Source organism: Leptospira kmetyi serovar Malaysia str. Bejo-Iso9, from assembly GCF_000243735.2.
GTDB lineage: Bacteria > Spirochaetota > Leptospiria > Leptospirales > Leptospiraceae > Leptospira > Leptospira kmetyi.
Map to the genome: position 1 here is coordinate 1,109,573 of NZ_AHMP02000003.1, position 11,990 is coordinate 1,121,562.

Sequence of the window (11,990 nt, forward strand, 5' to 3'; positions counted from 1 at the left end):
GACGTTTACTTGTTCTGATTATTTTGATAAAAATCTTTTTTACCGAAACCGTCGCGTTTCAAAATCCTTAATAAACCTCTCAGTTTATTATCTACGTTTGAAAGAATTCTTTTCAACGGTTCTTCGGGTCTTGCGCTATAACTTGTCACGTTAAAGTAGTCGACTCCGATCGGCGATTTTCGCGAAAAATAGTAATTGGATACACAATTTCGATTTCGATCCACCACGACCGGACTTACCGAATGCCAAGACCATGGATTCGTTTCCATCAATACCAAACGATTGAACTTGCTTTCAATGGTGATTCGATTTCGAACTTTTTTATCCCACAGTTCCAAGTTTCCGCCGTTCTCCAAAGACCACTGGGGACTTACGTAATAAAGAAGATTTAAAGTTCTGTATAAAGTTCGAGTCATCTCGTGAGAATTGTCGATATGCGGATTCAAGAAATTTCCGATTTCCATTCTACTCAAACCGCCCGCATAGAGGGAAGGATCTGGTCTTTGTTCCTGAATGCCGGTAATCTCCTCCACGATACGAATCACCGCGTCGTCTTGGATCGCAAACGTGATGTCCTCCAAAAGAGGATCGAATCGATTGAAATCTTTCGATGTGTATTTTTTCTCCCGAAAACTATCCATCAATCTCATTTCGTTCTTTTTCGGAAATACGGAATCGATCCGATTCGCGATTTCATTCGGAAGAAGATCGTCCAAATAACAATATCGAACTCCGACTTCGCGAACGGAATTCTGAAAGTTCGCTTTTAAATCCGATAGGTTTGATTTAAGCTTTGAGTGGATATAGGAGGAAAGTTCCTTTCTACTCGGTATTGCGATTGTCATCTTTGGTATTTACCTTTTACATCTTTAAGAAATGCGAACGTTTCATCCGCAGCTTTGTCCCAGGAAAATTTCTTTGCGGAATCGAAAGCAGATTTCGAAACCTTGCTTCTCGTCTTTTTAGAATCGATCATCGATTGTAATGCACTCGAAATCGATGGAACATCTAATGGATCAAAGTATCCACCGGCATCCTTTAATATTTCCGGCATGGCCGAACGATTCGAACAAACGATCGGCATTCCCGCGGCCATCGCTTCGGTGACGATTTGTCCGAACGTTTCACAGGAAGAAGCAAAAACAAAAAGATCCGCCTTCATATACTTCTTTTCAATATCGGAATAAGGAATCGAACTGAAATAGTTTATAAATTTTCCATCGGGATCTTCTTCCGCGATCGCTTGTCGCAGACGAAAAAGAGGTCCCTCTTCGTCCGGAGTTCCGATCAAATCCAAAACGATCGGATACTTTTTTCTTCTTAAAATACCAACCGCCTTCACTACATTCCACTGATGTTTGTATTCGCCGATGAAAGAGACGTATAGAATTCGAAACGGTCTTTTAAGCGAATAGGACGAAATCTCGGCTTGTACTTTCGGCTTTTGAAAGAATTTTCGGTTGATACCGTGGTTAACGACCGCAGTTCTCTCGATCGGCAATTTTATTTTTTTTAATACGACATCCCGAGCAAACTGCGTTAGAAAAATAACTCCATTCGCTTTTTTGAATGTAAGTGATTGAGTGAAAAACAAAGCGATCAAACGTAACGATCGTTTCGAGAAACCGTATCGTTTGATCTCATCCCATTCGAAAGGCAATAAATTTTGACTCATCGTAACGAACGGCCTAAAATTTCCCGAATAGGTTCCTCCGGGTGCGAAGAATATATCCGTTTTCGTTTCCTTCAGTCTTTTATTTAAAACGAATCGATTCCAAAAAATCCTGTGAAGAAGGGATTTATCCAATAAGGGTTCGCATTCTTTTACAAGCCAGGGTTTCTCTTGGATCTTATCCAAGGTCGCCCTTCCCCCCCAGACGATTACTTTTTCAAAACCGTATCGATTCGGTTTGGCGGCATTTAAAAGTTCGACGAGATGTGTGACACCCCCACCGCCGCGAATATTAGAAGCATCTATTCCTAAAATCATTCTATCCTAGAAGGCGAGAAATTCTCCCGCCAATTCGTATCGAGTGCCGTTCATTCCCAATTTAAACTCAGCGATCGCGGGAGTATTTTCTTCATCAATTCCGCCCAGATCAAACCAACGATAACCTCGATTTTTCAACTCGACGATAGCGTTCCAAAGAAGGTATTGGTTCGCTTTCAATCTTCTTCCTTCTTCCCCGTTCCATCCCACAAGATAAGTGCCTGTGCGATTGGATAAAGTTAGACAGATACAAGCGATTCTCCTTTCGTTCTGAGAAGCGATTAAGAGGAGAGGTTTTTTATCGTTCGGCGAACAATCGCGCAATTTTTGAAGAAAGGAAACGGGGATTCCGCTGAATTCTTTTGTTTGCATCAATTCGGAATATTTTTCCAACATCCAATCGAAATCTTCTTTCGAATCGCTGACTTCGAGCCCTAAGCCGTTTTTTTCAGCGGAGTTCAGCATGTTCCTCCATTTTCCGTCCAAGATCTTTCTTAAACCATCCAGACTCAAAGAAAGATCCACATAGGAAGATGCCCAAGAAACTTGATTTCGTTTAACAAAACCGTTTCTATAAAGCGAAATCAAACTTCGTCCGTTTAAACTTAATTCGGGATTCAAAAACAAAACGGAGCATCTTTTTATGGAAACAAATTTCGATAAGAAACGAAGCGAAGAGTTCTTTTCCTTTTCATTCGCGTCCTGAAAAAAAAGCGGTCCTCTATTGATTCGGTAAACTTTCAAAATATGAAAATATTTCTTGAAGAGAATCTGAACCAAACCTATTTTTTTCTCATCGGATCTAAGTAGAATTCGTTTCGTTTTCCATCCTTCGCCGATTCTTTTTGCTTCTCCGTATTCCCAAGATTGCAAAAGGTTCACATGGTCGATTCGATTTAATTCCTCGTTCCAACGCTCCTCGGTTAATTCCTCTAAATCGATCGACAAGGATTCTTTTTGATCAGGATATAAATTCGCAATCTCGCTTTCGGATAAGGACTGTTGAATCGATACATACAATCGAGCTTTTCTTTGTTGGTTCGCGATTCCGTTTCCACTATTCTTTGAGACTTCCGGGGGAAGATCGGGCCAAGTCGAAACGGGAATTCCGTCCTTTAACAAAGCTCGGAACGCGTTTTCGGCTTCTTCGGTTCGATCAAAAGAATATTCAGCAAGATACGGAATCCAAGTTCGATCCAAAACTTCGGACTTCAAATTCAACCCGAATCGATCCGATAGAGTCGCGTTCCAAATTTCTTGAATTCTAAATTTCTTTTTAGCGATCGCGTTGAGTCGCAAAACAATGTCGCTTAACATTCTACTTGATAAAGTGGACAAAAAAGGGAACGAAACGATTTCCGTGGAAACGTCGTTCGAAAAATCCGAGTGAATATCAATTCGGTTTCGATATCCGAGTTTTTGAAGAAAACGTTTTAAAAACCATTTCAAAAGAAAAAAATGCGTATTACCGTTCTTACGATAAAATTCTTGTGCGGATCGTTTTACTTGATGAGTATCCCGCTCTTCCCAAATAACATTGGAAGGTCCAGAGTCACGAACGATCAAGATCGCACCGTCTGCAATAGGAAGATGTTTATGAGGGCTGTATAATACGAAGTCCCCTTTTTCACCAATTCCCTTGATCGGCTTTAAAGCGTGAGCCGCGTCTTCGATCAATACGGCATTTTTAGTCTTACAAAATTCAAAAGCACGATTTGCGTCGTTGGGCTTGCCGAAATAATGAACCAATACAAAAGCGTCCAATGGATGTTTTGCGGCTAATTCTTTACAAGCCGCGTAATCCGGCTCCCGATTTTCTTTTATAGGATAAAAGACGAGTTGAACTCCCTGTTCTCTCAACAAAAACAAAGAAGAATTACAGAAGTATTCCGGAAACCAAAACGTAACTTCTTGATTCGGGTCGGAATGAAGTTTTTTCCAAATCGCGATGGAGAACAAAGACCAAGCCGATTTTGAAAACCATAAAGAAACATTCGACGGATCAGCCCAAGTTCGGGATAAAAACGAACGATTCACATTACGAAAAGAGAATATTGAAAATAGATTTTTCCAACTTGGCAAGGGAGCAAATCCGAACATCAAGACAAGCCCCAAGATTCGTAAATTCGTAGTTTGTTTTTATAAAGAAGATCGGCCCCGCCCTCCATCATTGCGCCTATCAAAGCGTTCGAATCGGAAGTCGAAAAAGCTTCTCTTCGAATCGCCCAGCCGGGCGAAGTCCGGTTGTCCCCTCTTAAGCCCGTATGTACGAACTCGTAATTTTCCTTCGCAATGTGCAGAGCTTGTTTACTAAAACTACCCAAGTCTCCGAACGTATAAGCGAAATGTTTCAGTTTAATTCCAAGTTGACTTTCTAATTTTTTTTTGGAGAAAAGAATCTCGTCTTCTAAACGTTCATAAGAATCAATCTTAGAAAGTCTTGCATGCGTTCGCGTATGACTTCCGATCGAATGTCCTTGTTTTAGCAAAAAGTCCAAATCCTCCCAACGCATCGGAGTCCAATCATCAGGCACTTGCGCAGGCGTAAAATCCGGGTATATGTTTTTCGAAATAAAATTCTTTCTTTGTTCGTCGTCTTGAATTTCCACGAAATCGGAAATGATAAAAAACAAAGCCTGAATTTTCATCGGCCCAAGGATCTCTTCGGCTACGATTCTATTGGATGAATAGCCGTCGTCAAAAGTCAGTAAAACGTTTTTTCCAACAATCTCGCGATCTCCTCGGACCATCTCTTCAAAAACCTGAGGCGATACGAACTTCCACGTCTCGGAGATTTTTTCCAGTTGCGACCTAAACCGAGAACGTTCCTCTAACGCTATATCATGATATAGTAAAACTCTAAGTTCCGAATTCGGTTTAATCTTTAAAGATCGCCCGATCGAGTTATACGCCTTTAAGGACAAATGACAAGAAGCTAAAACTTTATGAAGAAATGACATTCGATCTTAAATTTATTTTCGAACAGCCGCGAAACTTTTTTGGCGCGCTGAAAAAGAGTTAAAACCTAAAATCTTAGAATAATAGTAGTCGAAAATTCCCAAAAGACTATTCTTCTTTCCGCTGAAAGTCAATCGGAGATCCGGATGAAAAAAGCATTCGGAAAATCCTTCGTTCACGTTTTCTTTTCCATAGAGATCGGTTAGTATTTTTTTCTGAGCCGCATTTGCCCTATTCAACAAAAAACTGCCCTCTAACTTTCCTTCCTTATGAAATTTCTTTCCTAACAACGAATAAACGATTCGGTTCATAGGAGTTATGTTTAACGAATAATTGATAAACGTTCCTTCTTTTTTCAAAACTCGGAAGGCCTCGCTACACGCCTTCTTAAAATCAGGAATATGCTGAAATGTCTGAACCGTCCAAACTCCGTCAAAAATCGCGTCTTCAAACGGCAGGGAAGTAGCATCCGCGTGAACTAAAAAGACCTGCTTCCCGATCGTATCTCCCAAAAATTTCTTCGCATGGTTTAGGTTTTCGCGCAAGAAATCGACGACGATTACCTTCACATCGGGCCTATCGATCGGAACATTTCTCCAATGCCAACCCCAACAACCGCCGATATCCAAAATGATTCCGTTCGCTGGAATCTTTTTCAAAAAACTTTTCACTTCCCGATCCATAACCGGTATCGAATGATTTTTTGAAATAACCTCGAAGTAATCGGAATATTCTTTCGAAGCGACTTCGCTTCTCATCTTCAATTCGATTTGTTGCTCGGAAGACGGAATTTCGGAAGAATAGATCCCGTCCTTTGATAGTTTCAGTTTTTTTAATATGTTTTCCATTTCGTATTAAGGAGTCACATCGACATTTAGAATTTACGATTGAATTTGGCGAAAAAAAGAGAAAAAAACACAAGAGGTGATATGACAAAAGATTTACATATCAGAAGAAACCCGAAAAGGATTCTATGCTCGCGTAAATACACAATCGCCTTATCAAAAGTCAATCTGGCCCGAAATTTTTTCCAAAGGCCCTCTCGATCGGAATCAAATTCCTGAATGTGAAAAACGTGATGACGAATCAGATTCTCAAGATGATTTAAATGTCGATTGAGGGACGCGGATTGATTGGATCCGTGGATCGTATATTCGCCTAACGTTTCAGGAATAAAAAGAAACCTTGCCTTTGCTTTCGCCAAACGTAACCACAAATCGTAATCCTCAACGGTGACGAATTCTTGATTTTCGCTAAAGAGCAACGCGTTTTCGGTTAAGAATTTTCTTCTGATCGTTGTCGCGGAAGTCGAAAGTCTATTTCCGTAGAACAACATCTTACGATAAAAATCTTCTTCATAGGGTCCATATGATAGTTTAACTTTTTCTTCGACGCCGGGGCGAACCATATACTCGTCGTTGCAAATGACGTCGACTCTGTTCTCCGATTTGATCGTTGCTTCCACAACCCTCTTCAATTTATCGGGAAACCATAGATCGTCCGAATCCAAAAAGGAAATCCAATCCCCTTTTGCTTCTTGAATTCCCTTATTTCGAGACGCGGAGATCACTCCGTTATTTCTGATTTTTGTTAAACGAATTCGAGAATCCTGAAAAGAAGCGACCACTTCGTCCGTATCGTCGTTCGAATGATTGTCGATTACGATCGCTTCCCAGTTCGTATAACTTTGCTTGACGACGGAGGCTAGGGATAATTTCAAAAAATGCGCGTGATTGTAAGTCGGAATCACAACGGATATAAGCGGTGTCATAAATTTATTCGGATTAATTCTTAAAGGATCGATTGCAAAAATTTATAAGTTCGTCGATTTCAGAATCGAATGAATTCGACGGAACGAATCCGGTTGCTAGGAGTTTCGTAATTTTATAATTGAAATCCGCGGAAGTTTCGTTCTCGCCGGGTTCCACTCGTTCCAAGACCGGCGCGGACCCGAGAATTTTACCGCATCGCTCTCGAACCAAATTCGCCATTTCCCAGACGGTCATAGACGCGTTTCCGCCTAGATTATAAGTAATTGCATTCAAATTCGATTGTATTCGAAGAAAATGATATACTGCGCGGCAAACATCTGCGATCGGAATGAAATCCCTTCTTTGTAGACCGGTCGTTTTCAAAACCATTCTTCCGGTAGTAATCGCTTGTTTACAAAGGTCGTTGACGAGGAGCGTCCAACAGTTCACGCTCGGATCGACGGGAGCTCCAAATGCGTTCGACAAACGAATGTTAATCCCTCCGATTTTTCCGGAGGCGGTTCGATCGTTTACTTCCTTCTCCCCTTCTAAATTGCTTACTGCGTAAGGATGTCGATTCGTTAAAGAAGAATCTTCCGAGATATCACCTTCCAAAGGGCTTCCGTAAACATGAGCCGTCGAAAAGTAAACGAACCTTTCGGTTTTATTTCGAATCGCCGCATCCAGTAAACGTCCGGTCGCTCTTCCGTTGAATTCTATAGCTGCTTGCGGATCCTGTGCTGCATCTTGTGCATTCATACCCGCGCAGTGAATGATGGATTCCACACCGGCACAAGCATCTTCCAGAGAGGATTGCGAGTTCCAATCAATGGAAATCAATTTCCCGGAACGAATATAACTCGGTAGTTCAAGTTTTTTAGAGGTTGCTAAATTGATTTCGAACTCGCCGATCTCCGCGAAATACTTTGCGATCCTCCCTCCCAAGAGTCCGGAAGAACCCGTGATTAAAATTTTTTTTCGAGTCATGAACTCCAAGTAAACGGAACCAAAGGATCGGTTTCAGGTAAACGTTGCGATTCGTTAGGATCGTGCGGTATATCCGTAAAGTTCGCAATCAGAGCTTTTTCATCCGAAACACAGGTGAACCCGTACCAAATTTTCGGAGGAATCTTCACTCTTTGATAGTGTCCCGGTCTTCCTAAAAGAATTTCTTGAACCCTTCCTTTCGTACTAGAATGTTCCCGGTTATCAAAGAGTACCAACTTAATTCTTCCGGAAGGAACCGTAAAGTTCTGCGTTTGTTTCGTATGTAGTTTCCAGGCTTTGATCGCGCCGGGATTCACTTCCGAAAAATAACATTCTCCGAATCCTTTATATTCCGGATCGTCCGCACGAATCATGTGTAAAACGGATCCCTTCGGATCGAATATTTCCTTGAGCGGCGTCGCGATAACACCTTCTAAAAAAGAATCCATCGACATTAACGAATCCAAACGTAATTCTTTTTGGAGGCTAACTCGCAATAAAGATTGATCTGCGAAAGCGTGAAGTCATAGACGTTCTCTTTTTTCTCCAACCAGTTTCGATACCAATTCACGGTAAAGTCCACGGTTTCCGAAAAACCCAAAACGGCTTGCCATTTAAGATGAAACAAAACCTTATCACAAGAAAGTTTCAGCAGGTTGGCTTCCTTGCCTCCTCCCTCGAATCCTTCGGGAACTCCCCACTTCATTCCGGGCCATCTTTCGACCATCGCGTCCAACAATTCTGAAACGGTCTGATTCACGTTCGCATCCGGTCCGAAGTTGAAGGCCTCTCCGATCAGATCCTTTTGACCTTCATACAACTTAGCGCCTAACAATAAATAGCCGCTCAGCGGCTCTAAGACGTGTTGCCAAGGACGAGTTGCCAAAGGGCTTCGAATCGAAACCGATTCTTTTGCGGACCAAGCGCGGATACAATCGGGAACGATCCGATCCGCGGCCCAATCTCCTCCGCCGATCACGTTACCGGCTCTTGTAATCGCGATTCTCGTATTCGATTCCTTAAAATAGGAATGATAAAAGGAATGTGCGACCAAATCCGCACAACTTTTCGAGCCGCTGTAAGGATCATGACCGCCTAACGCATCCGTTTCACGATATCCCCAGCACCACTCGTCGTTTCGATAAGCCTTGTCGCTTGTGATTAAAACCGCGACTTCTACCCAACTTCTGGTTCGAACGATATCGAGTAGATTTACCATCCCCATTACGTTCGTCTCGAAGGTTGCGGTCGGATCTTGATACGACTTTCTTACGAGAGCTTGAGCCGCCATGTGAAAGATGATCTGCGGTTTAAAATCGTCGATGACATTCGATAACACGTTTCGATCTCGGATATCTCCTCGATAATCTTTGATCTTTTTACCTAGATCCAACAATTCGAAATGGTTCGGAGAAGTCGGAATATCCAAGGAGAATCCGGCGACTTCCGCGCCTAAGGATTGTAACCATACGGCCAACCAGGATCCTTTAAACCCCGTGTGGCCGGTGATCAATATTCTTTTATTCTTATATATATTCTGAAACATTAAGGGCTTAATTTCCAAGGAGCTTTATTTTGTAGCCACAACTCTTCCAAAGTGTGTTTATCTCTAAGAGTATCCATACACTGCCAATATCCGTGATGATGGTAAGCCATCAACTCGCCCGCCTGAGCGAGCGCTTCCAAAGGAACTCTTTCCAACATAGTCGATTCATCTGCTATATAATTCAGGACTTCCGGTTCGAAGACGAAGAATCCTCCGTTGATCCATCCTTCTTCCGCTTGCGGCTTTTCCTGAAATCGAATGACTTGATTGCCTGAAATCGACAATTCGCCGAACCGAACCGGCGGTCTAACTGCGGTCACTGTGGCGAGTTTTCCATGGGACTTATGAAAACTTAATAGTTTTTGAATATCAACGTTGGAAACCCCGTCTCCGTATGTTACCATAAAGGTTTCTTTTAAATGATCTTTAAGACGTAACAATCTTCCGCCGGTCATAGTGAGAGCTCCGGTATCGATCAATTGAACTCTCCAATCTTCAGCGGTAGGATTCGAGTATTCCACTCCTCCGGATTTTAAGCTGACAGTGAGATCGCTCATTCTCGCGTGATAGTTTAGGAAGTAATCCTTGATCACTTCACCTTTATAACCTAACGCTAATATAAAATCTCCGAACCCGTAGTGTTCGTAAATTTTCATTATATGCCAAAGAATCGGTTTTCCGGCGATTTCCACCATCGGTTTCGGTTTTATCGTCGTCTCTTCACTCAGACGAGTTCCCAAACCACCGCAAAGCAATACAGTTTTCATTCAATTTCCTTAAACAATTGTACAAAGTTTTTCGTATTCAGAATTCATTTTTGAAGAAGTAAATTCTTCGAGGAAGCGTTTATAACCGGCAAGACCCATTTCTTTACTTATTTTAGGATTCTTAAGCAAATGATCGATCGCCTTTCCCATAGCCTTCACGTCTTTGGCCGGGACGACCATTCCCGTTTTTCCGTCCGCAACAACTTCTTTCATTCCGCCGAAGTCAGTGCATATTACCGGTTTTTTCATTCTCATACTTTCCAGAATCACCATTCCGAAACTTTCAAAATGAGAAGAAGGAACGACGAGTAAATCCACTTGTTTTAAAAACTGATTCACATCGTTATGAAAACCTAAAAAACTAACGGGGTTTTTATAAGCAGCTGATATCTGCTTCAAATAATCGATATAAGTCGGATCGCCCGGACCCAAAAGAGCCAGCTCACACTTCGCGGTTACGAATTCAAAAGCCTGCACCAAAGTATGGGGCGCTTTCGGAGGAGCTAAAGAACCGATGAAGCCTACAACTTTTCGTTCTTTGGGTTTCCAATGTAAAGAACTTAGTTTCTTAGGTTCATCAACGGTAGAATCGACCGGAAGACCGTTGTAGATCCTCTTGAGTTTTCTTCCAAAGACTTCGGCTTCTAAAACGTCCCTCAAAGCGTTTGATACCGTTACGATTTCAGTCGCGGAAAATTCCATCGTTTTTGCTTGAACCCATCGCGGGAAAGAATATAACAATTTTAAGATTTTCCCTTGTTTCGCCGGAAAGTTGTGAAGCACCAAAATCCGATTTTGAATATTCAATATCTTTGATGCGATCATCAAAAGTCGACTGAGCTTTCCACCCGGCCATCCGCCGCTATGACAGTAAAGAACGTCAGGTTTTATCTTTCGAACTTTGAGAAGAATAATAAGCAGGAAAAAGGGGCTTGAGAGAAAGGTTGTTACGTTATATAGGAATTTCCTTACGATCTTTCCCATCAAGTTAGACGAGAAAGTCTCCAAACGATTGTTGATCCATTCTTCCGGAAGTCTAACGTTTAGTCTTTCTATCTTTACTTCCTTGATGTTCCTGAAAAGTTCTTTCGTTTCCGGAAAGGCCCAATGTTCACGATTCAGTAAAATCGTTACGCGATTGTGAGCGCTCGATTCAAGAGCCTGGCAACTCCAAACCCGATACATTCCCTTTGTTGATTTTATGTATTCGTCTGAAAAGAAAAGAACGTTCATTGAGTATTAAATGATCTTAACTACAGCGATAAACGTTTATGGATCTTGAATTTTTATTTTTCATAGACCATCCGAATAAGATCCGGATGAACCAAATTTTGAAGCGAGTTCTAATTCCAAGCAAAGGTTCAGAATCGATCGAGTCGTATAGCTGCAGATGTTGAAAACCTGTGGAATTCGCGATCTTTCTAAATAACCAATCCGGAACCTCCGTTATATGACCAACGGAATTTTCATATCCACTCTCTCCAAAATACAAGGAATGTCCTTCCGTTATATAAAAGACACGATCTAAAAAAGAATCTCCGTTCGGGGTCGTGATAATTAAAATACCGTTCGGCTTAAGTAGTTTTCTTAAATTCCTAAGAAAGTTCCACGGATTTTCCAAATGCTCGAGAATTTCTATAGCAACAATCAGATCGTATTTTGTTTCGGAGATCTTCTTACTAAATTCTTCATTTAGATCCAGTGAGAATCTTTTCTTCGCTTTGATCAAAGCTTGTTTTTCGAAATCGTTAATGCTGATCGACCAGGATGGAAACGAATCGGAGAGTCTTTGAGCAAAGGCTCCGCTACCGGTCGCAATATCCAAAACTTTTAATTTTTCCAAATTGCCTAATTTTTCTCGAATCAGCTCAAAACAAAGGTCGTGGACTCTATAATCCGCCCTTATCGGCAGACCTTTATAATCTCTTCCCCAGACCATTTTTTTTTCTTTTCTAAACATTATATGCAAGTTCCTTCAATTGGAATACGAA

Annotated in this window: 12 protein-coding genes; all 12 read right to left on the reverse strand. The window is 41.6% G+C overall.

Annotation, left to right across the window (positions count from 1 at the left end):
* Positions 1–5 precede the first annotated feature (5 nt).
* Genes LEP1GSC052_RS07530 through LEP1GSC052_RS07585 form a run of 12 tightly spaced genes read right to left on the reverse strand, consistent with a single transcriptional unit; the run spans position 6 to position 11,959 of the window.
* A complete protein-coding gene (locus tag LEP1GSC052_RS07530) occupies positions 6–845 on the reverse strand; it encodes a 2OG-Fe(II) oxygenase (RefSeq protein ID WP_010575186.1) in 840 nt (279 codons plus the stop codon).
* The gene (locus LEP1GSC052_RS07535) at positions 842–1,990 is read right to left on the reverse strand and encodes a glycosyltransferase family 4 protein (RefSeq protein ID WP_010575187.1); all 1,149 of its coding nucleotides are present in this window, start codon (positions 1,988–1,990) and stop codon (positions 842–844) included. Before LEP1GSC052_RS07535 ends, LEP1GSC052_RS07530 begins: the two co-directional genes overlap by 4 nt.
* Before the next feature lie 6 nt (positions 1,991–1,996).
* Positions 1,997–4,090, reverse strand: coding sequence for a lipid II:glycine glycyltransferase FemX (locus LEP1GSC052_RS07540; protein ID WP_010575188.1), 2,094 nt, complete (start codon positions 4,088–4,090; stop codon positions 1,997–1,999).
* Positions 4,090–4,950, reverse strand: coding sequence for a polysaccharide deacetylase family protein (locus LEP1GSC052_RS07545; RefSeq protein ID WP_020986112.1), 861 nt, complete (start codon positions 4,948–4,950; stop codon positions 4,090–4,092). Before LEP1GSC052_RS07545 ends, LEP1GSC052_RS07540 begins: the two co-directional genes overlap by 1 nt.
* 12 nt (positions 4,951–4,962) lie before the next feature.
* Positions 4,963–5,796 carry a class I SAM-dependent methyltransferase gene (locus tag LEP1GSC052_RS07550; RefSeq protein ID WP_020985844.1) on the reverse strand — a complete coding sequence of 278 codons (834 nt, stop codon included), beginning with the start codon at positions 5,794–5,796 and terminating at the stop codon, positions 4,963–4,965.
* A 26-nt stretch (positions 5,797–5,822) separates the two neighbouring features.
* A complete protein-coding gene (locus LEP1GSC052_RS07555) occupies positions 5,823–6,719 on the reverse strand; it encodes a glycosyltransferase family 2 protein (RefSeq protein WP_010575192.1) in 897 nt (298 codons plus the stop codon).
* A gap of 13 nt (positions 6,720–6,732) precedes the next feature.
* Positions 6,733–7,686: an NAD-dependent epimerase/dehydratase family protein gene (locus LEP1GSC052_RS07560; protein WP_010575193.1), complete on the reverse strand. Its 954-nt coding sequence runs from the start codon at positions 7,684–7,686 to the stop codon at positions 6,733–6,735.
* Positions 7,683–8,135 carry a cupin domain-containing protein gene (locus LEP1GSC052_RS07565; protein WP_040913373.1) on the reverse strand — a complete coding sequence of 151 codons (453 nt, stop codon included), beginning with the start codon at positions 8,133–8,135 and terminating at the stop codon, positions 7,683–7,685. Before LEP1GSC052_RS07565 ends, LEP1GSC052_RS07560 begins: the two co-directional genes overlap by 4 nt.
* Positions 8,136–8,140: 5 nt before the next feature.
* Positions 8,141–9,232 carry a CDP-glucose 4,6-dehydratase gene (gene rfbG / locus LEP1GSC052_RS07570; RefSeq protein ID WP_020986380.1) on the reverse strand — a complete coding sequence of 364 codons (1,092 nt, stop codon included), beginning with the start codon at positions 9,230–9,232 and terminating at the stop codon, positions 8,141–8,143.
* Positions 9,232–9,999, reverse strand: a complete 768-nt coding sequence (gene rfbF, locus LEP1GSC052_RS07575; protein ID WP_010575195.1) for a glucose-1-phosphate cytidylyltransferase — start codon at positions 9,997–9,999, stop codon at positions 9,232–9,234. The genes rfbG and rfbF overlap by 1 nt, the downstream gene beginning before the upstream one ends.
* Before the next feature lie 9 nt (positions 10,000–10,008).
* Positions 10,009–11,232, reverse strand: a complete 1,224-nt coding sequence (locus LEP1GSC052_RS07580; RefSeq protein ID WP_020986180.1) for a glycosyltransferase — start codon at positions 11,230–11,232, stop codon at positions 10,009–10,011.
* Positions 11,233–11,248: 16 nt separating this feature from the next.
* On the reverse strand, positions 11,249–11,959 hold the full coding sequence (locus LEP1GSC052_RS07585) for a class I SAM-dependent methyltransferase (protein WP_020985814.1): 711 nt from the start codon (positions 11,957–11,959) through the stop codon (positions 11,249–11,251).
* Positions 11,960–11,990: the final 31 nt, after the last annotated feature.